Source organism: Paraburkholderia sp. A1RI_3L (assembly GCF_048957895.1).
In the GTDB taxonomy this organism is placed as follows: domain Bacteria; phylum Pseudomonadota; class Gammaproteobacteria; order Burkholderiales; family Burkholderiaceae; genus Paraburkholderia; species Paraburkholderia kururiensis.
This window is the reverse complement of the sequence record NZ_JARCHA010000003.1, coordinates 130,559-156,537: the sequence shown is the minus strand read 5'-3', so window position 1 is coordinate 156,537 and position 25,979 is coordinate 130,559. Positions and strand designations below refer to the sequence as shown.

Below are 25,979 nucleotides of genomic sequence, written 5' to 3'. Positions count from 1 at the left end.
GCAGTTGCCGCATGCGGGGCATGGCGCAGTGCTGGAGGCACCGCGTGCGGACAAAGGACCAGGGTAACGACATGCTCAAAGTAACCAAGGCGGTATTCCCCGTGGCCGGTCTCGGCACGCGCTTTCTGCCCGCCACCAAGGCGAGCCCGAAGGAAATGCTGCCGATCGTGGACAAGCCACTGATCCAGTACGCGGTGGAAGAGGCGATGGCCGCCGGCATCACCGAAATGATCTTCGTGACGGGACGCAGCAAGCGCGCCATTGAAGATCACTTCGACAAGTCTTACGAGATCGAGGCCGAACTCGAAGCGCGCGGCAAAGACAAGCTGCTCGAACTCGTGCGCAGCATCAAGCCGAGCCACGTCGACTGCTTCTACGTGCGGCAGCCCGAAGCGCTGGGCCTGGGCCACGCGGTGCTGTGCGCTGAAAAGCTCGTGGGCGACAACCCGTTTGCCGTGATCCTCGCGGACGACCTGCTGTACGGCACGCCGCCCGTCATGCAGCAGATGATCGAGGTGTTCGACCACTATCACAGCTCGGTGATCGGCGTGGAAGAGATCCCGCCCGAAGACACGAAGTCGTATGGCATCGTGGACGGCAAGGAGTGGGAAGACTCGATCATCAAGATGTCGGGCATCGTGGAAAAGCCGGCGCCGGACGTGGCGCCGTCGAACCTGGGGGTGGTGGGGCGTTACGTGCTCAAGCCGCGCATCTTCGAGCACCTGCGTGCGCTGAAGCCGGGTGCGGGCGGCGAACTGCAACTGACGGATGCCATCCAGTCGCTGCTCGCCGACGAACAGGTGCTCGCGTACAAGTATCACGGCACGCGTTTCGACTGCGGCAGCAAGCTCGGCTATCTGAAGGCAACCGTGGAGTTCGCGTTGCGCCACCCCGAGGTGCGTGCCGATTTCGGGGCATACCTCAGTGATCGGCTGGGGCTTGGCGAGGCTTTGGTGAAGGCGGCGGCGGAGGTGTCGGAGGAGCGCGCGGAAATCACCGGCTGATGCGGCGATAACCGGCGTCGTTCGCTCGCGGCGGTATCATCGGCGCACTTTCCGCTCGCACGAAAGCGGCACCGACGACGCGGTAGATCAGGCGGATCGCGGCCGCCCGAATCTTATGCGGGTCTCCGGCAACCGCCGCTTCGCCACCCCGATTGCCGAATGAAAACGTTCCTTCTCTACGTTGCGACTGCCGCGGCCGAAATCATCGGCTGCTACCTGCCTTATCTGTGGCTGCGCGAAGGACGCAGCGTCTGGCTGCTCGCGCCGGCTGCGCTCTCGCTGGCGCTCTTCGCCTGGCTGTTGACGCTGCATCCCGCCGCTGCGGGCCGGGTCTATGCGGCCTACGGCGGCGTGTACGTGTCCGTGGCGCTCGTCTGGCTGTGGGCCGCGCAAGGCATTCGGCCCACAGCCTGGGATTGGTCCGGCGTCGCCCTGGCGCTGGCCGGGATGGCCGTGATCGCATTCCAGCCGCGCTGAGACCCGCTTTCATCACCAAGACGCGCCGACGCCCCGACACCCCGACGCGCGCCCGGAGCGTTGCGCGCAATTTTGTCCAGTTATCATCCGGGAAAACCCTGCCTTCCATCTGGCTGCGCCAGCGTCCTCACCGGGATGCGCGCGCGGCGCGGCACGGTTCCAACGTTCGCCGAATGCGCGTGTAGCCGGAGATCCCGGCGCAAGCGCGCGTCGGTGCCGACTCACTGCCGGGCGCCAATCCGGCCATCGGCGCGCGGCCACAAGCCGGGCGACCGATCCGCATGAACGTCGTCGAACATGATGATTGCCGCTGCTTGTTCAATCCGCGCGCGCTCCTCGCGCGTGTTTCAAGTCCTGCATCACCGCGCGCTGATCGCGGACCCCGGGCTGCTGCGTCTTCGCAATGCCGCACGCTCGGCGCTTGCGACCCTGGCCACTGCCGTGCTCGCCTCAGGCTGGGCGCTACGTCACCATCAATCTCTTACCGTGGCCGCCCTTGGCGTGCTGTTCGGGATGATCGCGCCGCTCTTTCTGCGTGACGCGCGATGGTCGAACTGGATGGTCTCGCTCGGCTGGCTCTATGCCTCGACCTGCGCGTGCTTCGTGGCATCCGCGGCGGTGGCCGCGCAACCGGCCATGCGTGCCGCCGGCCTTCTGTTCGTGGTGTTCGCGGGCATGCTGTACCAGCGCAGCGGGCCGCGCGCGATCGGCTGCGCCATGCTCGCGCTGGTCGCTTTTTACCTCGGGCTGTACCTGCATCCACAGCCTGCCGCAGTGGTCGAGATGCTCGCTGTGTCGGCCTGTGCGCCTGCCGTCGTGACGTTCGTGTCGCGCGTCCTTATTCCCGTGAAGCCGCGTGGGGCGTCGTCCATGTGGCCGCTGACCACGCGCGCCGTAGCGCGCGGCATGCTGCGCACAGTGGCGCGCTTCAATCGCTCGGCGCGGCGTGGCCGTTGTGTTCTGCGCGCGCTATGGCGACGCGAAGAGGCCGTGCTCGTCGCGCTCATCGCGCTCGCGCATCGCGGACGCGCGCTCGCATGGCTACCCGCCATACCCGCGACCCTTGCGGCGGCGCTGGCGATGCTGATTGGCAGCGGGTTGTCGGAAGAGCGCTGGATGTGGGCGGTCATCAGCACGTTCGTAGTGTTCCTCGGCACCACGTCGCGCGAGCACACCATCAGCCGTGTGATGCAGCGCCTCGCGGGAACGCTTGCCGGGGCGCTTGTGAGCGCACTCGTCGTGACCGCGTTCCGGCACACGCCGGGCGTGCTCGCGGCAGCCATGGTGCTGTCTGTGTTCGGCTGGGCCTATTACATCTTTCACGCCTACGCGCGAGGCGTCTTCTTCATCACGGTGCTCGTGGGGCTGGTCTATGGGGCGCTCGGCTTCGAGATCGTGCCGCTCGCACGGCTGCGTGTGGAGGAAGTCGTGGCGGGGTGCCTGATCTCGCTGGCGGTCGCGGTGCTCATGATGCCTTCGGCGGCGGCGCGGCGCGTGCAGCCTGGCGTGGCGGCGGGGCAATAGGAACTGCGGGAACTGCGCCGCCCGTTGCATCCCTGTCTTGATAGACTTGCGCTTCCAGAAAAATCAGACGGGGAAAACGCGTGAGCCTCGACGAATACTACAGACGGCTCGAGCTGTCGGGCACGGCGTCGCCGGCGGACATCAAACGCGCATACCGGCGGCTGCGGGCGAAGTACCATCCGGACCGCAACAAGGGGCGGGAGTCGACCGTCGAGCCGGTGTTCAAGCGCGTGCAGGAAGCGTTCGAGATCCTGATGGGCACGCGCGAGGCGCCGGCGTCGCCCGCGTCCGCGAGAGCACCGGCAGCAAGGCCGGGCAAAGACCCGGCCAAAGGCAGCGGTAATGAAGACCGCGGCAGGGAAAGTGGCAGAGACAGCGGCAAAGACAGTGGCAGAGACAGCAGCAAGGAAACCGCAGCGCACGCGGCCGCGCGCGAGTTTCGCCACGGACCGCCGATGCGCGGCGCGAACTGCCTCGTCGAACTCTTCGTGCCACTTGACGCGGCCATTCACGGCGGCGCCGTCGAGGCCAGCTATCCCGTGAATGTCTCGTGCCGTGAGTGTGGCCAGTCCCGTCGGTCTCACGCGTCGGCCTTCGGCTGTACGGCTTGCGACGGCAGCGGGCTGACGTCTCACGGCGCGCGCTGCGCCGCGTGCGCGGGAACGGGCCGGCCGCTGGGCGGGCGCCTGTGTGCCGCGTGCGCCGGCACAGGCGTGACGAGCGAGCGCAAATCACAGACCGTGCCGGTGCCCGCAGGCGCGTGGGATGGGCAGCGGCTCGTGGTGGAAGGCGGCGGCCAGCCGGGCGTGAACGGTGGCGCGCCGGGCGATGCGATCTTTTCTGTTGCGATCGTCTGCGGTTCCGCGTTCCGGCGCGACGGGCTGAATCTGGCCTGCGAGATCGAAGTGGATTTCGTCACCGCGACGCTGGGCGGTCCTTTTGAGACGCAGGTGCTGGGCCACCCGCTGCAACTCGCGATTACGCCGAACGCCCAGCCGGGCAGCACGATCCGGCTGCGCGGGCAGGGCCTTGCGGATCGTCACGGCAAGCGCGGTGACCTCACGCTGCAAGTCGTGCTGGGCATGCCGGCTGCCGTCGAGTGTCTGAGCGACGAGGAGCGGCATCAATTGCGCAAGATGTTTGCGGATGCTCAGCAGCGGCTTCGCGCGTGACGACAGGGCGTTTGCCACGGCGACACCCGGGCGGGTGCTCGAAGGCGGCGAGGCGCTGAAGGCCGCCACGCTCTGGCGCCGCGACGTGACGCTGGGGCCGGGCCCGGCACTGAAGGTCTCGGCGCCGATCGGCGGCGCCGCGCTCGACATCGCTGCCCAACACAACGAGCCCGCCACCGTCCCCGCCCCGCTCACGGTGAACGGCAAACGGTACGAACTCGAAGTCGAACCGTGGGCCACGCTGCTCGACCTGCTGCGCGAACACCTGCATCTCACGGGCACCAGGGAAGGCTGCGGCCGCGGGCAGTGCGGCGCCTGCACCATGCTCGCCGACGGCGTGCGCATGAGCGCGGGTCTCGCGCCGGCGGCGGTCTACGACGGATGCGTATCGGGTTTCACCGCATAGGCCGTTTCGCGCGGTGTGAGTACCGTGGCGCGAGGCACGAGGAATGCGAGGTTGACGGCGCACGTGCCTCGCCTAAACTCTTCAGACGTTTCCGGCATCGGTATTGCCCGCCTTTGCAGAACCCTTAGGACCCTTCGGATGTTCGATGGAGGTCACGCCATGAACGCGCAACGTTTAATCGTCAGTGCCGACCGCGGCAAGCTCAGCGTGATCGCCGTATGGAAAACGCTGCAACGGTATGACGTTCAGGTGAGCGGCTGCAAGGCGATCGTGGACGCGCAGCGCGGCGCCGAAAGCCTCATCATCGACCTCGCCGATACCACGCCTGAACGCGTGAGCAACGTGGTGGCCGCGCTGAACCGCCAGCCCGCGCCGCTCAAGGTGATGGTGAGCGTGGCAGCGGACGCAGTGCAGCGGGCGAGGTGAAGCGCAGCATGAGCGCGCGCTTTCGTTCGCTCAGAACAGCTGGCGTGGCCGGCCTTGCGCCATCTCGTGCGGCATCGTCTCGGGCAGCGTAAAGATGACGTGCGGCAGATCGTCGAGCAGACCCTCGAAGCGCGCATCGGCTTCGCTCGTGAAAAGCGCATCGAGGTAATCGAAGCTCAAGAGCGGTACGAGCGCGCGCAGCGCTGCTTCCTCATCAGGCTGCGGGCCGGTTTCGATGCCATCCACGTCGAGACGCACAGAGCATGCCGTGCCTTCCGCGCGGTCCATTGCGCCGATGTCGATCAGCTTGCCCGCAACGTTTTGCGCGAGCACCCGGCCGTTATGAGCGAACACGCGGAAGGGGCGGTCGAACTGCGGCAGCGAACGCCGTGCTTCGCTTCTGACTTGCCTTCGTGTTTCGTTAGCCATCCTGATTCCTCCTCATTTCAGCATGAGACCGGCGTGAGACCGATCACATGTGCCGAGGTCGCAAGGACGGTGCCACGTCGGCCGCGCTGGGCGCGCGAGGCGCCTGCACCGTCCCTATACGTCGCCTCCCCGCCTGCGCCACGCGAAGAGCGCGGCAAGCGCGAGGGTCGCCGCGGCGAACGCCGTGCGCCGATGCGTGTCCAGCCACAACGCGGCGCTGGTGGCGCGCGCTTCGTCGCCGAACGCGCCGCGCAGGCGATGCTTGTCGGGCACCGGGTCCCAGAGGTCGACGGGGCGCGCGGGGTCGGTAGGCGTCTTGCGCTGCTGGCCGCGCCACGCATGGTGTGCGAGATAGCGGTCGAGCCATGCCGGCGCGATCCGGTTCGCAAAAATCGCCTTCACGGACGAGAAGCCCACGTCGAGTTCGCGCCGCTTGTGGGTGGCGGCCCAGAAGATGGCGCGCGCGGCCACCTCCGGTTCGTAGACAGGCGCGACGGGCCGCGGCTCGCCCGGCAGGCGGCAGAGCGCCCAGTCGAATTGCGGCGTGTTGAGCGCGGGCATCTGCACCATCGTTACGTGCACGCGGCTTTTCTCGTGCAGCAGCTCGCTGCGCAATGCGTCGGTGAAGCCGCGTATGGCGAACTTGGCGCCGCAATACGCCGATTGCAGCGGAATGGCGCGATACGCGAGCGCCGAGCCCACCTGCACGATCGTGCCGCGATTGCGCGGCCGCATATGCGCGAGCGCGGCCATCGTGCCCCACACGTAGCCGTGGTAGGTCACGTCCGTGACGCGCGCGAACTCCGCGGGTTCAATCTCCGTGATGGGAGCGAACACCGTCACCATCGCGTTGTTGACCCACACGTCGATGGGGCCCAGTTCGCGTTCCACGCGATCCGCGGCGGCGTGCACGGCGTCGGCGTCGCTCATGTCGAGCGCAACGGGCAGGGCGCGGGCGCCCAGCTGCCGAATGCCGTCGGCGACGGTTTCGAGCGCCTCGGCATCGCGCGCGATGAGCGCCACGTTGGCGCCTCGCTGCGCAAAGCACAGCGCCGTCGCGCGGCCCACGCCTGCGCTCGCGCCCGTAACGACTACGACTTTCGGTGTGCGTGAAAGGAACGGCATGACGTTGTCTCCTTTGTGCTTGTGTGGGGAGTCATCAGAGTTCGCCGCGCGAGCGCAGCGTCGCGATGCGATCCGCGGTGCGGCACGCAATGGCCTGGATGGTGAGCGACGGGTTCACGCCGCCTACGGTGGGGAACACCGAGCCGTCGCAGACCCAGAGATTCGGAATGTCCCAGCTGCGGCAGTCGGCGTTCACGACGCTCGTGCGCGGGTCGTCGCCCATGCGCGCCGTGCCGTTGAGATGGCAGGTGTCGTCGTGCTGCTTCCAGACGTTGCGCCCGCCCGCCGCTTCGAGCGCGCGCTGCATGAATTCCAGCGAGTGCTCCACGAGTTTCAGGTCGTTTTCGCAGTACGAATGCGTGACGCGCGCAATGGGCAGGCCGTACGGGTCTTTTTCGTCGGCAAGCGTGACGCGGTTGCGTTCCTGCGGCAGCGTTTCGCCCACGATCTTGAGGCCCGCCTGATGGTTGTACTGCTCCATCTCGGCGGCGAGCGCGTCGCCCCACAGCCCGCGTCCCGTTTGCACCGCGGCCCATGCCTTCGGCAGCGGCCCCTGGCTCATGTAGCAATAGCCGCCGAAGAAGTCCTTGCCTTTGTCGGTGTAGTTCCAGTGCTCGGTCATCGCGAGCGAGGGCGGCCCCTTGTACCAGCGGATTTCTTCGTCCATGAGGCCCCAGACGGCCTGGTTCGACTGCACCATCAGGTTCTTGCCGACGAGACCCGAGCTGTTCGCGAGACCGTCGGGAAAGCGCGGCGTGGCCGACATCAGCAAGAGGCGCGGCGTTTCGATCGCATAGCCCGCCACCACGACGTTGCGCGCGTGCTGGAATTGCCAGCGCCCTTCGCGGAAGTACTCGACGCCGTCCACGCGGCCCTGATCGTTCACGGAGATGCGGCCGGCCATCGCGAGGTCGCGAATCTCGGCACCGGCGCGCAGCGCACGCGGTATCCACGTGACGAGCGCGCTTTGCTTCGCGTTGGTCGCGCAGCCCGTCACGCAGAAGCCGCGATAGACGCACGGATGCGCCGCGCCGCGCGGTGCGGAGACGGTGGCGAGCGGCGTGGGCGTCCACGGAATGCCGAGCGCCTCGCAACCGCGTGCGAGCACGAGCGCCGAGGCGTTCAACTCGTGCGCGCGATACGGATAGCGCGGCCGCGGCGGCCCCCACGGGTAGCGCACGGGGCCTGAAATTTTTAGCGCGTCTTCCACTTCGCTGTAGTAGCGCCACATCTCGCGCCAGTCGATGGGCCAGTCCGCGCCGTAGCCGAGCAGGCTGCGCGACTTGAACCACTCGGGGCGAAAGCGCAGCGACACCATGGCGAAATGCACGGTACTGCCGCCCACGGCCTTGCCGCTGTTGTTGCTGCCGAGTTTCAACGGATGGTCGCCGTCGCAGAGGCGTTCGTCGGTCCAGTAGAGCTTGGACTGGTGCGTTTCGTCGGAGGCGAATTCTTCGAGCGGACGCCACCAGGCCCCTGCATCGAGCGCAACCACCTTGAAACCGTGCTCCGCAAGCCGACAGGCAAGCGTGCCGCCGCCCGCGCCGGTGCCGACGATCGCGAAGTCCACGGGCTCGTCCTGGCGGTACTCGCGCATCGGCACCCAGCCGCCGCGCGTGAAGACGTCGGGCGCGCGGCCGTGCTTGCCGCGCGGGTGGTGCAGGGCGTCGGTCAGGGAATCGGTGAGCGCGTCATCGGACACGGCGGTTCTCCCGTTCCACGCGCGCCATGTCTGCGGGCGTGGTGTCGTGTGCCTCGGCGGGCTCCCACGGGTCGCGGCGATTGGCTTGCATGCGTACATAGCCGCGCGGATTTGCCGGGCCGCCGAAGCCGATCTCGCTCCACGACTGCGGATGTCCGTAGTACGCGGAGCCGAGGTCGTGCAGCACGCGCTCGGTGAAGAAGAGACCGCTCGGCATGCCGTGCCACTCGGGGCCATCGAGCGCGCCGCGCTGCATGTCGCGAATCAGGTCGTCGCGTGATGCGTTGTCGAGTTGCGCGAAGGGCACGCGGTGACGCGTGCGGCTCGCCGCATCGAGCGCCGCGAGACCGGTTTGCCAGGCTTCGCGCAGCGGCGGCAGCCGAGCGTCGCGAAAGCCGTCGCGCACGTCGTCGGCGAGTTTGGCGTCGATGTAGGCGGCGAGGGGCACGGCGGGTTCGTGTGTTGCGGCATCGTCCGCGTCATTGCCTTTACTGCCGTTTGACGTTGGACGCGCGGCCTGCGGAATGATCGCGGCACACAACGCCTGCAGCGTCTGCCATTGCGCTTCGTTGCAAAAGCGCGCGACGTCGCGCTGCGCGAGCCGATGGTCGATCACGGCGCGCGTCGCGTCGTCCCACGACACGGTGTCGCGCTTGCGCATGACGTCATAGCCTGGATAGCGGCCCGACGATCGGTCATGTACCGGCGACGATGTCGACAAACCATGCTTCATCTTTCCGTGCTCCTCATACGCAATGCCGCGAGCCCCGCGAGCGCGAGGGCCGTGAACGAGGGCGGCGCGGGCAGTGGCGGACCGTTGAGCACGTTCTGCGTCCACGCGCGCCAGCCGCCCTGATAGCGCGCGATGCCGCGCGCATGAAAGGCCACGCCGATGCCGCCTAGCGCTGCGGTGACGCGCAGCCACAGCCGGGTCCACCAGCGCTCGCGCGGCTCACCGAGCGCGGCGCACGCGAGCAGCCCCGCGCTGATGGGCGCTACGACCACGGGCGCATACATCGCGCGATGTTGGAACGAGCCGCGAAAGTGCAGCAACGCGACCTCACCCAGGGTGCCCACCAGCCCCACGGCGGAAACCAGCGCGAGCGCCTTGCCCGCAGGCATGCCGAAGAGTTGCGGGTCTTCGGCGGGCTCGTCGCGCAGCCGTTCGGCCACAGCGCCGAGCACGCCGGAGAGCAGCAACGCCATGGGCGCGCCAAGCGGCGCGCCGTAGAACAGGTTGTGCCAGCTCAACTGCCCGGGCCGCTTCGTCACGTTGTAGAGATGGAACCCCGTGCCCACCACGCCGACCGTTGCCGCGAGGCGATACGCCGCGTGTCGCAGCGCATGCAGCCCCGGCGTGCGGTCCGTGCCGCCGTGCGCGCCCGCGGCGAGTGCGAGCGCGCCGGCCACGAGCGGCGCATACATGGCGCGATTCTCGAACGACCCGCGATAGTGTTCGATGCCGCTGTCCGTCAACGCTGACCACGCGAGCAGGGCTGAACTGCGGTTGAACGCGCGGGCCGCGAGGATGTGCTCGTGCACGAGCGTGCCGTCGCGCTCGCGGGTGGCGGGGCGGGTGGCGGGCATGGTGTTCGCCGAGGTGCGTGGCAGGCGGGTGCGAGCGGCGAAGCCAGCGCTGGACCCGAGGTTAGGCGCGGGGGTGGCTCCTTCGTCGGCGGCACGGTCATCGTCGTGGTGGGCACCGCGTACAAGAGCGAACGCGGCGAGGCCCACGGCGCCGGCCACACCGCAGAGCGACAGAAAAGAGTGACCTTGATCGTTCATCGCATGTTCATCCGTTGTTCTCTCCTTGCTGTGGCGGCATTGCGCCATGACGTCCTGGCATCGTGGCGCGGCGGCTCACACGGCGAACTGCCGCGCATCCGCGTAGCGAAAGGCGAGGCCGCAGCCGGGCCGCGCGAGGTCCGGCGCAATGGCACCGTTGCGCGGCACGGGTGCGCCGTCGAACAGCATCGCTTCGATGCGCACGTGGTCGTGGAACCACTCCTGATGACGCAGGCCCGGCACCGCGGCGGCCACGTGCAGATGCAGCGCCGGCGCACAGTGCGCGGAGAGCGGCACGTGCCATGCATCGGCAAGACGCGCGGCCTGCATGAAGCCCGTCACGCCGCCGCAGCGGCTTGCGTCGGCCTGCAGCACGTCGACGGCGCGCGCTTCGAGCAGGCGGCGCGAATCGTCGGCGGTGTAGCTGTATTCGCCCGCGGCGATGTCCATGCCCGCGGGCGCGCGCAGACGGATGGCGTGCAGGCCCGCGGTGTCGTCCGAACTCACCGGCTCTTCGAACCACGTCACGCCGTAGGGCGCGAATGCATCGGCGGCGCGCAGTGCCTGCTGTACCGAAAGTGCGCCGTTCGCATCGACGAAGAGTTCGGCGCCTGTGCTGCCTGAATCGCTCGAACCGCCTGCTCCGCCTGTACCGATCGCCGCGCGCGCGTGCTTCACGCGGTCGGGGTCGCGCGCCGGCTCGCTGCCCACTTTCATCTTCACGGCGCGGCAACCGTCGTGTGCGACCCAGCGGCCCAATTGTTCCGCGAGATGCGCATCGGTGTAGTTCGTGAAGCCTCCACTGCCGTAGATGGGCACCGATTCGCGCGCCATGCCGAGCACCTGGGCGAGCGGCGCGTGCAGCAGCTTCGCCTTGAGGTCCCAGAGCGCGCAGTCGAGCGCCGAAATGGCCGTGGCGGCAAGTCCCGCGCGCCCCAGGTTGCGCACGCGCTGCTGCATGCGCAGCCACAGCACGCCGGTGTCGCCCGGGTCCGCGTGCATGAGCACGGGCGCGAGCGTGTCGCGTATCAGGCTCGCCACGCAGGCGTCGGAATACGTGTAGCCGAGTCCCGTTTCGCCGCCCGCGTCGATCTGCGCGACCACGAGCGTGGTGGCGTTCCAGCTGAAGGTGCCGTCGGCCTCGGGGCTTTCGGCAGGAACGGTGTAGGCCGCGGCGCGCAGGGCGGTGATGCGCGGGCCGAAGCGGCGCTCGTATCCGTCGGTGAGGTCCGTTTTGCCGGTGGACTCCGTTCGCGGTTCGCGTGATTCGCGCGATGAGGGCGCGTCGTTCATTTCGTTCGTCGCCTGTGGGTTCGTCTGCTGCGCTTGACAGCGTGCTGATGGCACTTGCATGCGGACGTCGTTCCGACCTCCGCCCACGAGGCGCGCGCAACATTCGTTCCTTGCAGCACGTAAGCGAGAGAGTGGGCATGCGCGCGACGGTGACCATTCGTGGCCATTCGTGGTCATTCGCAGCGGTGGCAAGGGCGGTGCCGTTGCATTGCCTGGAATTTTTACCGGACTTTCAGCGGCATTGAGCGAGAGAGCGCGGTTGCAGAAAACGAAACCGGGGGCGAGCGCGAGGGCTCGTACGCTACACGCGCTACATGCGTTCCTTGATGCCGCGCGCGATCAGCCACACGTTGACCGGATACGTGGTGGCGAAGCCTGCGAGCATGGCCCACTGCATCGGTAGCCAATAGGCGAGCGTTTTCGGCGTGAGCCCGGCAAAGGTGTGGGACGTGATCCACATCACGACGAACATGCCCACTTCGTAAGCGACGAGCGAGAGCGTGTCGGCCTTGATGGCCTGCACGAGTCCCGCGCGCACGCCGAGGCCGCGCATGGGCGCAATCGCGAAGAACTGGAACACGATGCCGAGCACGTAAGCGAGCACGAAGCCGATCATCACCTTGCCCGCGAACACCGAGCCCCACGGCCGGAACCGGGTACCGTAGGCGAGCCAGTCGCCGATGAAATCGCCGAGCGCGCAGCCCGCGCCGCAGTGTGCCGCGCCTTCGAACACGGCTTGCCACATGGGGCGTGATGGCGATGACGAAAAAGCGTGCTTGCTGCTCGGCTGGCTGTGTTCGCCGTGGGCATGTTGCACGCCATGTGAACCCGCGCTGTTCGCGCGACCGAACCACAAATAAAAGATCAGCCCCACAGGTCCCCAATAAAGCACCGTCAACGGCCAGACGAACGCCATCACGCGCATGGGCGGCCGGTGCCGGGGCGACAAGACGTCCGCGGCGACGTAGAGCGCGGCGAGCACGGAAAGCGGTAGCCACACCGCTGCCGCCTGAGCGAGCCAGGGTGGCATGAGAGTCCTCGCAGATACAACCGGTGCGTTGGAAAGAGGCCGAGACGATGCGCGGCACGAACGGGGCCGGCGCGGTGTTTGTCGATCAGAGCTATTGCGATTGATCGCGCAACACGGGCCGCACGTTGCGTCTGGCACGTCGACCCGTTCAGCACGAAGCGCGCCCGCGGTCGGGAACCGTGGGCGCGCTTCGTGTTGCAGACGGGAACAGCGTGCGGGGAAAAGCGCGCGAGAGGAGGGTTCAGGCGGCTGGCTCAGGCAACTGGCTAATGCAGCTAGCCCACGCAACTGGCAAATGCAGCTAGCTCATGCAGGTGGCCCATGCAGCTAGCTAATGCAGCCGCAGGCAACCTGCGGCGCGCACGCGCAACCTCAGGCCCGCACCCCATCAAAACCGGTCGGCCCTGAACGGCCGCGGATCCACCACCGGCTGCGTGCCCGTCACCATCTCGGCAATCAGCCGTCCCGTGACCGGCCCGAGCGTGAGGCCGTGATGCGCATGGCCGAACGCGAACCACAGGTCGGCATGGCGCGGCGCCGGGCCGATCACGGGCATCATGTCCGGCGTGCATGGGCGGCGGCCCAGCCACGGCGTGGCATCCAGACGTTCGCCCAGCGGAAACACCTTGCGCGCGATGGGCTCCACCGCGTCGAGCTGGGCCGGCGTGGGCGGCGCATCGCGCAACGCAAGCTCGGCGCCCGTGGTGAGGCGAATGCCGCGCGCCATCGGCGTGATGAGGTAGCCGATCTCGGCATCCAGCACGGGCTGGTTGAGACGCGCGCCGTTTTGTGCAGCGTAGTGCATGTGATAGCCGCGCTTCACGGCGAGCGGCAGGTGGTAGCCGAGCCTGGTCGTGACGAGGTCGGACCAGGGGCCCATTGCCACCACCGCCGAACGCGCTTCGATTACGCCTGCGTCGGTAGTCACGCGCCAGCCAGGTTCGAGCGTAGTCGCGTCGCCCGTCAGGATGCGGCCGCCCAGTCGCACGAAATGGCGCGCATAGGCCGTGACGAGTGCGTTCGGATCGCTCACCGAATCCGAGTCCGTATAGCGCAGTCCGCCCATGAGGTCGTGGCTGAGCCACGGTTCGTCGTGTTGCAGGCGTGCGGCGTCGAGCACGTCGAACTGCACGCCGTACTCCGTGTTCCAGCGGCGCGCCTGACGTTGCTCCGCTTCGAACTTCTGCGCCGTGCGAAACACCTTGACCCAGCCGCCGGTGCGCAGCAGATCGCCCGCGCCCGAGGCCTCGATCAGCGCGCGATGCTCGGTAATGCAATGCTCGATCAGCGTGGAATACGCGCGTGCGATGGTCGCGTGACGATCGGGCCGCGAGTTGTACCAGTAGCGGCAGAGGAACGGCAGCAGGCGGGGCAGCGCGGACGCGTGGTAGCGCACGTCGGTGGAACGGTTGAGCGCATAGCGCAGCAGGGTGCCGAAGTTGCGCGGAAAGGCGTACGGATACACGCCCTCGCGCTGAATGAGCCCGGCGTTGCCGAACGAGGTTTCGTAGCCGGGCGCGCGGCGATCCACGAGCGCGACCGCGAGTCCGCGCTGTTGCAGATGCAGCGCGACGGAGACCCCCACCATGCCTGCGCCGAGTACGACGGCATCGAACTTCATTGCAGCGATTCCTTGTTTCGTTGTGTTGTTGTGAGCGTGCCGCGACGCGGGGCCTTAGGCCACCGAGATACCCTCGCGCTCGCCAGCTGCCGCGCCGAACACGGGCGGCGCCGTCACGATGGACTTGAGCGACGGGTTCGGCTGCGTGAGCTTCGACAGATCGGGCCGCGGACGACGCAGCGCAGGCACCGCGTCGAATGCCTGCTCCAGCGCCTGCGCCACTGCGAGCGTCTTCAGGTCGCCGTGGAAGGGTCCGATGATCTGCAAGCCGAACGGCATGCCTGCGTGATCCACACCGCACGGCAGCGAGAGCGCCGGGTGCGTGGTGAGCGTCACCACGTACGTGAGGGCGAGCCAGCGATAGTAGTTCTCCTGCGCGCGGCCGTTGATCTGCGCTGCGTACAGTTCGCGCCACGGAAACGGCGAGACCGGCGTGGTGGGCGAGACGATCACGTCGTAGCGCTCGAACGCGGCCTGGAAGCGGCGGAAAAGGCGCGTCTGCTCGGTTTGCGCCCAGGCGCTGTCGGCGAGCGTCATCGCGGCGCCCATCTCGTAGTTCGCGCGCGTGTTGGGACCGAGCGCGCTCGGGTCGCGTGCATACGCGTCGCGCAGGCCCGCCACGAAGCTCTCGGCGCGGATCACGTCGAAGGCGCGGTGCGCGTCGCCCAGATCGAACGGCACGGGCTCGCAGGTGCGAACCCAAGGCGCGAGCGCCGCCATGCGCGCGCGGAACACGGCGCGAATGTCGTCGTCGACGTCGCAGCAGCCGAAGTCTTCGGTGAAGCCCACGCGCAGCGTGGAGAGATCGAAGGCGGGCAGGGTGGCGAAGCTGAGCGGATCGGTTTCGTAGCTGAGCGGGTCGCTTGCCGAAAGACCCGCGGTGGCTGCGAGTTGCAGCGCGGTTTCGGCGACCGTGCGGCCCATCGGACCCACGACCGAAATGGGCGTCCAGCCCAGCAGCCGGCGCGAGTTCGGCACGAGCCCCGGCGACGGACGAAAGCCCACCACGCCGCATTTGGCGGCGGGAATGCGCAGCGAGCCGCCTGTGTCCGAGCCCGTGCAGACGGGCAGCATGTCGCAGGCGAGTGCGGCAGCGGAGCCGCCTGACGACCCGCCCGCGTTGAGTTCGGGGTTGAACGGGTTGCCCGTGGCGCCCCACACCGGGTTGCGCGTGTTCGCGCCCGCGCCCAGTTCGGGCACGTTGGTCTTCGCCACGACGATGGCGCCCGCCGCGCGCAGGCGCTCCACCAGCACGACGTCGTGCGCGGGCACGTTGGCGCGCGACATCGGCGAGCCGTAGGTGGTGAGCAGGCCGGCCGTGTCTTCGAGATCCTTCACGCCGAGCGGCAGGCCGTGCAGGAGACCGAGCGGCTCGCCCGCCAGCACCTTGCGCTCGGCGGCTTGGGCTGCGGCGCGGGCGGCGGCGTAGTCGGTCGCGGTGATGGCGTTGACGGCGGGGTTGAGGGCTTCGATGCGCGCGATGCAGGCCTCGAGCAGTTCGACGGGCGAGATCTCTTTTGCGCCGATCAGACGGCGCAGCTCGACAGCGCTGCGCGCGACCAGCTCGTGGCGATCGATTGAAGGGGCGGACACGGGTTCGGACATGAGTACGGTTCCGGAGTCGGATGAAGGTGAACAGGCTCGCGCCAGCGAGCCAGGTCAATGAATTACGCCAACGGGTTACGTCAACGAATTACGCCAACGGGTTACGTCAACGGGTTACGTCAACACTTCGCCCGTGCGGTCGCGCAGCCAGATCACCGGCACGAGCGATACGGCGCAGGCCGCGGCGACATACCACGCGGGCGCCAGCACGTTGCCCGTCAGCGCCACGAGCCAGCTCGCAATGAACGGAGAAAAGCCGCCGAAGAACGACGCGCTCACCACGTAGGTGAGGGCGATGCCCGTGGCGCGCACGGGCTTCGGAAACAGCTCCGGAATCATCACGAGCACCGGCACGATGTGCCCCGCCACGAAGACCCCAAGGAACGCGGAGACGGCGCAGAGCAGGAGCGTCGACGGCTCGGCCGAGAGCCACGCAAACGCAGGATAAACCGTCACCAGCAAAACGACGCGCGAGACGACCAGCACGCGCTTGCGGCTGAAGCGGTCAGCGAGCTTGCCGGCGAGCGGCGCGGCCACGAACAGCACGAGCGAACTCACGATGCCCGACACGACGGCCGCCGTCTGCGGCAGATGCAGCGTGCGCACGGCGTAGCTCGGCAGGAAGAACGCGGTGATGTAGACGGATACCGAGCCGCCCAGTTCGGCAAAGGTGCCGAGCACCGTGAGCTTGAGGTGCGTGGTGAGGGCGGCTTTCAGTGCGGCGTAACGCCCTGTGTCTGTGGACGATGCCGACGCCTTGCGGGGTGCCGGGGTCGTGGAGGCCTGGGCTGCGTAGGCGTGGGCGGATGCATCCCGATCGGCCTCGCCGCTGAGCGTTTCTTCGAGGCGCTGCCGGATCAGCATGCCGACCGGCGCCGCGACGATGCCGAGCAGGAACGGAATGCGCCAGCCCCAGGCGAGCAGCGCGTCTTTCGGCAGTGCCGCGTTCACGATGGTCGCTACCACCGCGCCGAGCGCGATGCCCAACGCGATGGCGGCGAAATTCCAGCTCGCGAAGAACGCCCGTGTGTTGTCGGACGCGTGCTCGATGAGCAGCGTCGTGCCCGGGCCGAACTCGCCGCCCGCGGCGAAGCCTTGCAGCAGGCGCGCGCCGAGCACGATGAAGGGCGCGGCCATGCCGGCCACGGCGTAGGTCGGCGCGGTCGCGATCAACGCGCAACTGGCGGCCATGAGCATGATGGTGAGCACCATCGCCTTCTTGCGGCCCACGCGGTCGGCATAGCCGCCAATCACGATGCCGCCGAGCGGCCGCACCACGAAGCCCACCCCGAACACGCCGATGGAGAGCAGGAACTGGTTCACGGGCGACGCGGCCGGGAAGAACAGCTGACCGATCTGGATGGCGAAGAAGCTGTAGATCGTGAAGTCGTAGTACTCGAGCGCCGTGCCGAGCGTCGTCGCGGCGATGACCTGGGCCTTCGAGAGGCCCGCCTTTTGCAATGCGAGAGTGGACACAGCGGCGGCTCCTTCAGCGTGGCTCTGGGATGCGGTTATCCTATACGAGAAAAAAATAATTCTCGTATACGACAAAACCCTCGCCCGAATTCACACACCGGGGCGAGATCTCACGCTCCAGTTTTCACATGGCCAAATCTGTCGTCCGTTCCCACGCTCGCTCCGTGCCGGCCGCCGCGCCGCAGGCTGCTGCCGATGCCACGGCGCCCGGGGTGGCGCTGCCGGTTTCATCGTCGGCTTCGTCTTCATCTTCACAGCCGAAATCAGCACAGACCGACCACAAGGCCGTAGGCGGCCGGCTGCGCGATGCGCGCAAGGCGCGGCGGCTTACGCTCATGCAGCTTTCGGAGCAGTCCGGCATCGCGGTGTCCACCATCTCCAAGGCCGAACGCGGCGACATCGCGCTCACCTACGACAAGTTCGCCGCGCTGGCCCACGCCTTGCAGCTCGACTTCGACGCGCTCTTCGGACGCGCCGCGCCCAACGCGGCCCGCACGCGCGAGGCGCCGATGACGCCGTCGTTCACGGCGTCCGGCGAGCAGATGATCTACGACACGCCCAATTACGAGTACGGCATGCTCGCCGCCGACCTCACCGGCAAGCGCATGGTGCCCATGCGCGCCCACGTGCGTGCGCGTTCGCTCGCGGACTTTCCCGACTACATCCGCCACAGCGGCGAGGAATTCGTGTTCCTGTTGCAGGGCGCGCTCGAACTGCGTTTCGAGAACGGCACCGCCTACGCGCTCAAGCCGGGCGACAGTCTTTACTTCGACAGCTCGATGGGCCACGTCTACCTGAGCACGGGGAAGGGCGACGCCGAAGTGCTCGTGTGCTGTGTGGAGACGGACACCGACGCGCCGCGGCCGCCCGAAGCGATCTGAGCGACGCATCGCGCGACGCATGCCGGTTCGCCGGCCGCGAAGTTTGACGCGAAGTCACGCGGGCCTGGCGTGACTTCATGCGACCCGGCGTGATTTCGCGCGACCTTACACGACCTTACCCCACGCACCTCCAGTACCATTTGCCCGCACCACCGCTATTGTCGAAGTCCAACGAGGAGACCCACGATGAAGCTGTGCAGCACCTTCGCGGCGAGGGCCGTCGCGCTTTGCACTGCGCGCGGCGCGACGGTGACGGCCGCGCTCGCCGTCGCGCTGGCCTTCGGCCTCGCCGCGCCAGCGCCGGTTCAGGCGCAGACGACGACCGTCTACATCGGCATGAACGGTGGTCCGATGGAAAGGGCGTACACGAGCCAGGTGCTGCCCGACTTCGAGAAGGCCAACAACGTGAAGGTGACGGTGGTGCCCGGCACCTCGTCGGAAACGCTTGCGAAATTGCTGGCGAGCCGTGCGCATCCGTCCATGCACGTGGCCTTTCTCGACGACGGCGTGATGGCGCGCGCGGTGAATAGCGGCGTATGCCAGAAGCTCGACGACTCGCCCGCGCTGCGCGAGCTGTATCCGTTCGCGCGCATGAAGGACGACATCGGCGCGGGGGTCCAGCTCGGCATGACGGGCATCGGCTACAACACGAAACTCTTCGCGCAGAAGGGCTGGGCGCCGCCCCGTTCGTGGATGGACTTCGCCAATCCCAAATACCGGGGCAAAGTGGTGTTTCAATCCGCGGCCACCAGCACGTTCGGGCTGCATGGCTTTCTCGCCATCAACCGTCTGCTGGGCGGCAGCGACCGGGACGTCGAGCCCGGCTTCACGAAATGGGCGAGCACGGTGGGCCCGAACGTGGTCGCGTACATTCCGAACTCGGCGAAGCTTGCGCAGATGATCGAGAGCGGCATGGCGGGCCTCTTTCCGCTTTCGCCCACCGCCGTGGGCGACATGGAGGACAGGGGCGTGCCCGTTGCCTACGTGAATCCGATAGAGGGCGCCGTGCTCCTGCTCGTGGACCTGTGCGTCGTGAAGGACAACCCCGATCCCGCACTTGCCCAGAAGCTCGCGCAGTACCTGCTTTCGGCCGAGGCGCAAACGAAGGCCGCCGCGGCCGGCCGGCAGATTCCAACGAACCGCGATGCCGCGACCACGCCCGCCATGCGCAAGAGCGTCGGCGACCTGAGCGACCTGGTGCGCAGGGTGACCGTGGTCGACTGGGACGCCATCAACGCGCATCGCACCGAATGGGACGCGCGATGGAAGCGCACGATCGCGCAGTAGCCGGCGCCGGCAGCTAGTAGCCGGTAGGCCGACAGCCGGCGCCGGTGATTGCCCACCCGCGCGGCCAGCCACGGCCTGCAGTGGGCCCTAAGGATTTCCTGACACGCGATTCAGCACCTATCCCGCGCCGATTCCGGCCTTCCCGACGGAAAGCAGGCGCGCCCGCTCCTACCATGTCGCATGGGAGCGCATGAAGCGGCTAATGAGGTCGCTGCGGAGATCAATGCGGAGATCACGGCCAGGACCGCTGCGCGAACATCGTTGTTGCTGTTGTCGTAGCGGGTTTCAAGGCGGTTACCGAGGCGATGAGTCGTGCGCCCGCCTGAACAGGCGCAACAAGAGCATGCCAGCTGTCGGTATCGCCATTTGCGGGGAGCGGTTTTTTTATCATGTCCAGTCTGTTGTCCGAGCGCGAGGCCGTGCAGGCGCGCGTCGAGCGTGCTTGCATGTGCCTCTTCGACACGTGGTGCGAAACGCGCAGTGTCGTGCCGCTCACCTATCTGCTGCACTGCTGGCCGCTCGCGGACGGTAGCGCGAGAGCCATTCGTCGCATGCGCGACACGCTGCGCGAGTTGCAGAGTTCGCATCCCGACGCGCTGGACGCATCGGCCGCTTTGACGCTTGCCACGCTGATCCGCTGCGTGGACGAGGCGCTCGTGGAATCGCCCCTTGCCGGGCAGAAGGCGGGGCGCTAGCGGGCCACACGCGACTTCTGGGCGGCCGGTACCACGGGTACCACGGAGAGGTCTGATGGGCCACGGCTGGCAGCGGCAGCGAGCCGATCGCCCGCCACGGCGGCTAGAAAAAGCTGCGGGCCACGGCTGCGGCCACGGCGAGCGGCGACGGATAGCCGGAAGAACCCGGCAGCGATCAGCAACCAGCAACAACCCGCAGCAAAGAGCCGCCGGGCGCAGTCATAGGCAACGTGGGAGCCCAAGCCAGCCACCAGCCAGCCAGCCACCATGATGAGCCACTTCGATTCCGACGCTGCGGGGCCGCCCTCCATCCTGATCGTCGACGACACGCCGGCCGCTCTCGCCGTCGTCATGGAAGGCCTCGCCGACCGGGGCTTTCGCGTGCTGATGGCGCTCGACGGTACCGAGGCGATCGAGCGCGCGAAGTACGCCCAGCCCGACGTGATCCTGCTCGACGTGGAGATGGCCGGCATCGACGGCTTCGAGACCTGCCGCCGGCTCAAGGCGCACCCACGCACACGCGACATCGCCGTCGTCTTCATGGCAGCGATGACCGACGCCACCGACCTCACAGAAGGCTTCGCCGCGGGCGGCGCGGACTACGTGACCAAGCCGCTGCGTCTGCCCGAAGTGGTGGCGCGCATCAACACGCAACTCGCCCTGCGCGGCATGCGGCGCCAGCTTGCCGCCTGGCACCGCGAACTCGCCGACGAAGTGGCCGTGCGCGCGCGCACCGAAGCCGCGCTGGCCCGCATCCGCGAGGCGCTGGAGGAACGCGTCGCCCGCCGCACCGAAGAGCTTGCCCGTGCGAACGCGCGGCTTACCGCGCAAATCGAGGAACGGCGACGCGCCGACGCGAAGCATCTTGCGAGCGAAGCGCGCTTTCGCACCATCGCGGAGGCGAGCCCCGTGCCGCTGTGCATCGCTTCGATGCCCGAAGGGCACATCCTCTATACCAACCAGCCGATGCGCGCGCTGTTCTTCGGCGCCGATGCCGTCGCGCGGGGCACCAACATCGTCGATTTCGGCGTGGACCTCGCGCAGCGCGATGCGCTCATCGACCATCTGCGTCGCGAGGGCAGCTTCGGCAATTCCGAGGTCCAGCTGCGCCGCGCCGACGGCACGACGTTCTGGGCCATCGCCACGGCGCGCGTGGGCACCTACGACGACGCGCCCGCCATCTACGTGGGGCTCAGCGACGTCACGGCGCGCAAGGAGGCCGAAGAGGCGCTGCGCGCAAGCGAGGCGAGCCTCGCGAACGCCCAGCGCATCGCCCGGCTGGGCGACTGGGCCTGGGACGCCGCGCGGGGCATGGTGCACTGGTCGGACGAAACGTGGCGCATTCTCGGCCGCTCGCGGGGCGTCGCGCCGAGCTACCGCACTTATCTGCAGGCCGTGCATCCCGACGATCGGCCCGCCGTGCGGCAGGCGGTGCGCGAGCTGCTGGCGGGCACGCCTGCGTACGGCATCGACCACCGCGTGGTGAGCACAGACGGCGGCGAGCCCACCGTCCGCATCGTGCGCCTGCAGGCCGAAGCCGCGCCCACGCCGCCGGGCGGCCCGCTGCGGTTGATCGGCACGCTGCAGGACGTGACCGGGCGCAAGCTCATCGAACAGGAATTGCTGGAGTCGCGCGAGCGGCTGCGCGAGCTGGGCGGCTACATGGAAGCCGTGCGCGAGGAAGAGCGCCGGCGCATTGCACTCGAAATCCACGACGAACTGGGTCAGCTTTTGACGGCGCTGAAAATGGACGTGGCGCTGTTGCGCATGCGTCTTGGCGCGGACTGCGAGGCGCGGCGCAAAGCCGACGACATGCGCGAGCTCGCCGAAAAAACGCTCTGGATGGTGCGCAACGTCTCGAACCATTTGCGGCCCGCGGCGCTCAACTTCGGCATTGTCTCCGCGCTCGAATGGCTCGCCGAAGACTTCGCGCGGCGTACCGGCATCATCTGCCAGTTCCGGGCGCGCGGCGGCGAGCCCACGCTGCCCGATGCGTCGGCCACGGCGGTGTTTCGCATCGCCCAGGCGTCGCTCACCAACGTCGCGCGCCATGCGGGGGCCACGCGCGTGGACGTGACGCTCGACAGCACCACGGACGGCTTCGCCTTGCAGATCGGCGACGACGGCTGCGGCTTCGACACCGAGGCCCCGGGCAAGGGGTATTCTTATGGCCTGCTCGGCATGCAGGAACGAGCGAGGCTGATTGGTGCTGCGCTGCGCATCGACAGCGCGCCGGGCACGGGCACGGTGGTTTCGATGATCATCCCGGCTGAAAGCGGAACAACACAATGATCCATATCCTGATAGCGGACGACCACGCGATCGTCCGCGGCGGGCTCAAGCAGATCGTCGCCACCACCACCGACATCGTCGTGGCCGGGGAAGCCGCCAACGGCGCCGAAGTGGTGGAGAAACTGCGCACCTGCCAGGTCGACTTGCTGCTGCTCGACATGACGATGCCGGGCATCAGCGGCGTGGGGTTGATCCGGCGCGTGCGCACCGAACAGCCCGCGCTGCCCATTCTCGTGCTGAGCATCCACAACGAAGCGCAGGTGGTCTCGCGTGCGCTGCGCGCGGGCGCCACGGGCTACGTGACGAAAGACAGCGACCCGGAGATCCTGCTCGCCGCAATCCGCAAACTGGCGGCAGGCGGCCGCTTCATCGACCCCAAGCTCGTGGATGCCATCGTGTTCGATTCGCATACAGGCGATGCGCCGCCGCACGAAGTGCTCTCGGACCGCGAGTTCCAGGTGCTGCAGATGCTGGCCTCGGGGCGCAGCATCAACGACATCGCCGACGCCTTCGCGCTGAGCGCGAAGACCATCAGCACGCACAAGATGCGTCTCATGCAGAAGCTCAACCTCACCAACAACGCGGAGCTGATCCGCTACGCGATCAAGCACGGGCTCGTGGCGGAGTAGTTGCGCTGGGCGCTTGCATGGTGTCGCTCGGCCCTCGCGTTGAACCCCACGCCCACGAGAGACTCACTCGCCGATCAGATGCAGCACGATCTCGCGCGACTGCGGGTGACGCCGGTGCTCGAACAGATAGAGCCCTTGCCAGGTGCCGAGCACGGGCTCGCCGTGCTCAACCGGAATGGAAAGCTGCACCTGCGTGAGCGCGGTGCGCAGGTGCGCGGGCATGTCGTCGGGGCCTTCGGTGTCGTGCTCGTAGCGTGATGCATCTTCGGGCGCGAGCGTGGCGAAGTAGCGCTCGATATCGCGCTGCACGGAAGGGTCCGCGTTCTCCTGAATCAGCAACGACGCCGACGTGTGGCGGCAAAACACGGTCAAGAGCCCGGTCTCGATCGACGTCTCTTCGACGAACGCGCGCACTTGCCGCGTGAATTCCACGAGCCCGCGCGCGGGGGCTCGCAGTTGCAGATGATGAATAGCCTGGCGCATGGGAGTGCCTTTTGAACGTGCGAAGGTGCGGACGTGCGGCCCGCGGCGCGCGTGGGTTGCCGCGCGCTGGTGGGTGTTGGTGCGCGTTGGCCCGAACCGCGAAGGGTGCGGGCCATGATACGGGAAGCCCGCGCCAGTCGTACGCATGGGGTGTGGTGTGCTGCAACCAGCACGCGATGCGCAAACAGCGCGCCCGGTCGCGTGACCGGCGCTCGCGCGCGGCCTGGTGTGCAGCCTGGTGTGCGGCCTGATGCATGGCCGCACACCAGGCCGCGTACCCCGGCCTCACCTACATCATCGGCATGTGCAGATGATGCGGATCGTCGAGCGTATCCGCGATGCGCTGCAACGCTTCGCGGCAGTCGGCGCGATCTTGCGGACCGCCCAGGCACACGCGGATCGCATTGGGCGCGTTGCCGTCCGTGGAGAACGCCGCGCCCGCCACGGCACCAATGCCCTGGTTGCGCAAATGCAGCGCCAGTTCGGACGCGGCCCAATCGCACTGCGGCGCAATGGGCAGCCACAGGTGGAAGCCGTCGGGATGCGCGTCGTAGGGCCACGCGGTGAGCGTTTGCGCGGCAATGGCCTGGCGCGCGTTCGCTTCCGTGCGAATGGCGCGCAGCATGTCGTGCGCCGTGCCGTTGTTGATCCATTGCGTGGCGAGCAGCGCCGTGAACGGGCTGGGCATGACGGTGGTGGCGCGCAGCGCGCCCGCAATGCGTTGCGCCTGCCGCGCTGTGGGCATGGAGAGATACGCCACGCGCAGCCCCGCGCCCAGCGTCTTCGCGAGCCCCGTGACGTAGCACGTCAGTTCGGGCGCGAGCGTGGCGAGCGCGACGGGCGCGGTCTCGGGCAGCATCGCGTAGGCGTCGTCTTCGATGATCGGCACGCTGTAGCGCAGCGCGACGTCGGCGAGCGCCTCGCGCCGCTGCGTGGAAAGCGTGAGCGTGCTCGGGTTCTGCAATGTCGGGTTGCAGTAGAAGGCGCCCGGCTTCTCCGACTTGCAGAGCGCCTCGAACGCGTGCGGCAGCGGGCCTTCCTCGTCGCGCGCCAGCGCCTGCAGACGCACGCCCAGTTGCGAGGCGATGGCCTTGATGCCGGGATAGGCGAGCGCGTCGAGGCAGATCGTGTCGCCGGGCCGCGCGAACTGCGAGACGAGCGCCACCAGCGCGCTGTGAATGCCGGGGCAGACGAGCACCGTCTCGTCTTTGCAGTCTGGCAACCGCATGCGCAGCCACTCGCGGCCCGCGGCACGGTCTGCCGCGGTGCCGCCGAAGTCCTGATAGCGCAGCAGCCGGTACGGGTCCGTTTCGGCGAGCAGGCTCGCGGCGGACGCGGCAAGCCGTGCCGCGAGTTCAGGCGGCTCGGGCGGCATGTTCATCGACATCTCGACGCTGCTGCCGCCCGCCAGCGGCAAGGTCTGCGTCTTGCCGCGCACGAACGTGCCGCTGCCGGCGCGCGCATCCAATAGCCCGCGCTTGCGCGCTTCCGCGTAGGCGCGCGCGACCGTCGTGTAGTTGAGCGCGAGCGCGGCGGCGAGGTCGCGCAGGCCCGGCAGGCGATCGCGTGGCCGCAGCCGGCCGCTCGCCAGGTCTTCCTCGATCAGATCGGGAATGGCCAGATAAGCAGGCTTACGGCTTTCGGCCAGCCTTTTATGCCAGTGATGCGCAAGACTCTGCGTGAGATTCTGCGTGAGACTGTCCATAACCGATGAATTTCCTCTTTGCCGCACGCTCGCGGTTCAATTCACGATAGCACGCGATATTCATAAAAATAAAATCAGATTGCTTTCATTTCTCTCATTGATCGCATTGATCGGTTCAATGCACGGTTTCGGCGTGCCGCGCACCATCGGCGCGCGACAGAATGTCGCGGCGCGCACTCTGGGTGCACGCCTCGCGCCTCGCCGGATGGCCTGAAACGGCCGCCCACCCGCCGCCACAGGCCTTCGCAAAAATTTTTCGGTTCGCCTTGCGACTTCGGCTTTGCTTGATTGGGAATTGATTGCATTTTGCGGGCCAGTGATTGGCATATCCGTTGCGTTATTAGTCGCGCCGGTTACGGGAATTAACCGGGATAACCGCAATATCCGCAAACCCGGCAAAACCGCACAACCCATGCGATAAATCGGAGAGAGCCATGCCCGCTGTCAATCAACCGCTTCACAAGAACGGCGATTTTCTGGTCGATTACGAAGAGAAGGTGTTCGAGGACGTGAAGGCGGAGCCCGGCGAGAAGGCGCTCGTCACGTTCCACACGGTGGCGTTCGAAGGCTCCATCGGCTTCGTCAACCTGTTGCAGGCCACGCGGCTGCAGCGCAAGGGCTTCGAGACGTCGGTACTGCTCTACGGCCCCGGCGTCACGCTCGGCTTGCAGCGCGGTTTTCCCACGCTGGGCGACGAAGCGTTTCCGGGCCACCTCAACTTCAACAAGCAGCTCGTGAAGTTCATGGAGGAGGGCGGCAAGGTCTACGCGTGCCGCTTCGCGTTGCAGGCGCTCTATGGGCACGGCGAGGCGTCGCTGATCGAAGGCATTCGCCCCATCAATCCGCTCGACGTGCTGGACCTGCAACTGCTGCACCGCAAGGCCGACGCGCTGATCATCCATACGTGGACCGTCTGAGTCGCGCGGGGGCCA

Annotated in this window: 25 protein-coding genes; 13 read left to right on the top strand and 12 right to left on the bottom strand. The window is 67.6% G+C overall.

Annotated elements, in window-relative coordinates; all coding sequences use genetic code 11:
• The first annotated feature begins 71 nt into the window (after nucleotides 1-71).
• From galU to PXJ20_RS10470, 6 genes are all read left to right on the top strand, one after another.
• Nucleotides 72-1,004, top strand: a complete 933-nt coding sequence (gene galU, locus PXJ20_RS10495) for a UTP--glucose-1-phosphate uridylyltransferase GalU (RefSeq protein ID WP_199539770.1) — start codon at nucleotides 72-74, stop codon at nucleotides 1,002-1,004.
• A gap of 159 nt (nucleotides 1,005-1,163) precedes the next feature.
• The gene (locus tag PXJ20_RS10490; RefSeq protein ID WP_277596429.1) at nucleotides 1,164-1,481 is read left to right on the top strand and encodes a YnfA family protein; all 318 of its coding nucleotides are present in this window, start codon (nucleotides 1,164-1,166) and stop codon (nucleotides 1,479-1,481) included.
• A 342-nt stretch (nucleotides 1,482-1,823) separates the two neighbouring features.
• Entirely contained in the window at nucleotides 1,824-3,005 is a 1,182-nt protein-coding gene (locus tag PXJ20_RS10485) for an FUSC family protein (RefSeq protein ID WP_421029541.1), read from the top strand.
• An 80-nt stretch (nucleotides 3,006-3,085) separates the two neighbouring features.
• Entirely contained in the window at nucleotides 3,086-4,177 is a 1,092-nt protein-coding gene (locus PXJ20_RS10480) for a DnaJ C-terminal domain-containing protein (RefSeq protein ID WP_421029540.1), read from the top strand.
• Nucleotides 4,152-4,583, top strand: coding sequence for a (2Fe-2S)-binding protein (locus PXJ20_RS10475; protein WP_421029539.1), 432 nt, complete (start codon nucleotides 4,152-4,154; stop codon nucleotides 4,581-4,583). Before PXJ20_RS10480 ends, PXJ20_RS10475 begins: the two co-directional genes overlap by 26 nt.
• A gap of 159 nt (nucleotides 4,584-4,742) precedes the next feature.
• Nucleotides 4,743-5,009: a hypothetical protein gene (locus PXJ20_RS10470; protein ID WP_126876144.1), complete on the top strand. Its 267-nt coding sequence runs from the start codon at nucleotides 4,743-4,745 to the stop codon at nucleotides 5,007-5,009.
• Between the two features lie 30 nt (nucleotides 5,010-5,039).
• Here the strand turns inward: PXJ20_RS10470 and PXJ20_RS10465 are convergent, their stop codons facing one another.
• From PXJ20_RS10465 to PXJ20_RS10420, 10 genes are all read right to left on the bottom strand, one after another.
• Nucleotides 5,040-5,438 (bottom strand): hypothetical protein, encoded by a 399-nt coding sequence (locus tag PXJ20_RS10465; protein ID WP_421029538.1) that lies wholly within the window; start codon nucleotides 5,436-5,438, stop codon nucleotides 5,040-5,042.
• Nucleotides 5,439-5,552: 114 nt separating this feature from the next.
• Nucleotides 5,553-6,563 carry an SDR family oxidoreductase gene (locus PXJ20_RS10460; protein ID WP_421029537.1) on the bottom strand — a complete coding sequence of 337 codons (1,011 nt, stop codon included), beginning with the start codon at nucleotides 6,561-6,563 and terminating at the stop codon, nucleotides 5,553-5,555.
• Between the two features lie 34 nt (nucleotides 6,564-6,597).
• The gene (locus PXJ20_RS10455; protein WP_421029536.1) at nucleotides 6,598-8,265 is read right to left on the bottom strand and encodes a GMC family oxidoreductase; all 1,668 of its coding nucleotides are present in this window, start codon (nucleotides 8,263-8,265) and stop codon (nucleotides 6,598-6,600) included.
• The gene (locus PXJ20_RS10450) at nucleotides 8,255-8,926 is read right to left on the bottom strand and encodes a gluconate 2-dehydrogenase subunit 3 family protein (protein ID WP_421030929.1); all 672 of its coding nucleotides are present in this window, start codon (nucleotides 8,924-8,926) and stop codon (nucleotides 8,255-8,257) included. The genes PXJ20_RS10455 and PXJ20_RS10450 overlap by 11 nt, the downstream gene beginning before the upstream one ends.
• Before the next feature lie 68 nt (nucleotides 8,927-8,994).
• Entirely contained in the window at nucleotides 8,995-9,852 is an 858-nt protein-coding gene (locus tag PXJ20_RS10445) for a hypothetical protein (protein ID WP_421029534.1), read from the bottom strand.
• A gap of 273 nt (nucleotides 9,853-10,125) precedes the next feature.
• On the bottom strand, nucleotides 10,126-11,343 hold the full coding sequence (locus PXJ20_RS10440) for an enolase C-terminal domain-like protein (RefSeq protein ID WP_421029533.1): 1,218 nt from the start codon (nucleotides 11,341-11,343) through the stop codon (nucleotides 10,126-10,128).
• Nucleotides 11,344-11,653: 310 nt separating this feature from the next.
• Nucleotides 11,654-12,373 carry a DUF4396 domain-containing protein gene (locus PXJ20_RS10435; protein WP_421029532.1) on the bottom strand — a complete coding sequence of 240 codons (720 nt, stop codon included), beginning with the start codon at nucleotides 12,371-12,373 and terminating at the stop codon, nucleotides 11,654-11,656.
• Between the two features lie 388 nt (nucleotides 12,374-12,761).
• Nucleotides 12,762-13,994, bottom strand: a complete 1,233-nt coding sequence (locus PXJ20_RS10430) for an NAD(P)/FAD-dependent oxidoreductase (RefSeq protein WP_421029531.1) — start codon at nucleotides 13,992-13,994, stop codon at nucleotides 12,762-12,764.
• A gap of 54 nt (nucleotides 13,995-14,048) precedes the next feature.
• The gene (locus tag PXJ20_RS10425) at nucleotides 14,049-15,599 is read right to left on the bottom strand and encodes an amidase (protein WP_421029530.1); all 1,551 of its coding nucleotides are present in this window, start codon (nucleotides 15,597-15,599) and stop codon (nucleotides 14,049-14,051) included.
• 114 nt (nucleotides 15,600-15,713) lie between these two features.
• Nucleotides 15,714-17,075 carry an MFS transporter gene (locus PXJ20_RS10420; protein ID WP_421029529.1) on the bottom strand — a complete coding sequence of 454 codons (1,362 nt, stop codon included), beginning with the start codon at nucleotides 17,073-17,075 and terminating at the stop codon, nucleotides 15,714-15,716.
• A gap of 128 nt (nucleotides 17,076-17,203) precedes the next feature.
• Between PXJ20_RS10420 and PXJ20_RS10415 the strand changes: the two genes are divergently transcribed.
• The 5 genes from PXJ20_RS10415 to PXJ20_RS10395 all read left to right on the top strand — a co-directional run bounded on the left by PXJ20_RS10415 (nucleotide 17,204) and on the right by PXJ20_RS10395 (nucleotide 22,859).
• Nucleotides 17,204-17,956 carry a helix-turn-helix domain-containing protein gene (locus PXJ20_RS10415; RefSeq protein WP_421029528.1) on the top strand — a complete coding sequence of 251 codons (753 nt, stop codon included), beginning with the start codon at nucleotides 17,204-17,206 and terminating at the stop codon, nucleotides 17,954-17,956.
• A 186-nt stretch (nucleotides 17,957-18,142) separates the two neighbouring features.
• On the top strand, nucleotides 18,143-19,243 hold the full coding sequence (locus PXJ20_RS10410) for an extracellular solute-binding protein (RefSeq protein WP_413212110.1): 1,101 nt from the start codon (nucleotides 18,143-18,145) through the stop codon (nucleotides 19,241-19,243).
• Nucleotides 19,244-19,632: 389 nt separating this feature from the next.
• On the top strand, nucleotides 19,633-19,938 hold the full coding sequence (locus tag PXJ20_RS10405) for a hypothetical protein (protein ID WP_199539782.1): 306 nt from the start codon (nucleotides 19,633-19,635) through the stop codon (nucleotides 19,936-19,938).
• A gap of 267 nt (nucleotides 19,939-20,205) precedes the next feature.
• The gene (locus PXJ20_RS10400) at nucleotides 20,206-22,230 is read left to right on the top strand and encodes a response regulator (RefSeq protein ID WP_421029527.1); all 2,025 of its coding nucleotides are present in this window, start codon (nucleotides 20,206-20,208) and stop codon (nucleotides 22,228-22,230) included.
• Nucleotides 22,227-22,859, top strand: a complete 633-nt coding sequence (locus PXJ20_RS10395; protein ID WP_017776386.1) for a response regulator — start codon at nucleotides 22,227-22,229, stop codon at nucleotides 22,857-22,859. Before PXJ20_RS10400 ends, PXJ20_RS10395 begins: the two co-directional genes overlap by 4 nt.
• A 63-nt stretch (nucleotides 22,860-22,922) precedes the next feature.
• Here the strand turns inward: PXJ20_RS10395 and PXJ20_RS10390 are convergent, their stop codons facing one another.
• Both PXJ20_RS10390 and PXJ20_RS10385 read right to left on the bottom strand, forming a co-directional pair.
• Entirely contained in the window at nucleotides 22,923-23,342 is a 420-nt protein-coding gene (locus PXJ20_RS10390; protein ID WP_421029526.1) for a secondary thiamine-phosphate synthase enzyme YjbQ, read from the bottom strand.
• Nucleotides 23,343-23,631: 289 nt separating this feature from the next.
• Nucleotides 23,632-25,047 (bottom strand): PLP-dependent aminotransferase family protein, encoded by a 1,416-nt coding sequence (locus PXJ20_RS10385; protein WP_277596415.1) that lies wholly within the window; start codon nucleotides 25,045-25,047, stop codon nucleotides 23,632-23,634.
• On the opposite strand from PXJ20_RS10385, the gene PXJ20_RS10380 reads away from it, so the two are divergent.
• Both PXJ20_RS10380 and PXJ20_RS10375 read left to right on the top strand, forming a co-directional pair.
• Nucleotides 25,034-25,261, top strand: coding sequence for a hypothetical protein (locus PXJ20_RS10380; protein ID WP_152495101.1), 228 nt, complete (start codon nucleotides 25,034-25,036; stop codon nucleotides 25,259-25,261). The two genes, PXJ20_RS10385 and PXJ20_RS10380, sit on opposite strands and share 14 nt — an antisense overlap.
• Nucleotides 25,262-25,481: 220 nt before the next feature.
• Nucleotides 25,482-25,964, top strand: a complete 483-nt coding sequence (locus tag PXJ20_RS10375; protein ID WP_042303115.1) for an MSMEG_0572/Sll0783 family nitrogen starvation response protein — start codon at nucleotides 25,482-25,484, stop codon at nucleotides 25,962-25,964.
• Nucleotides 25,965-25,979: the final 15 nt, after the last annotated feature.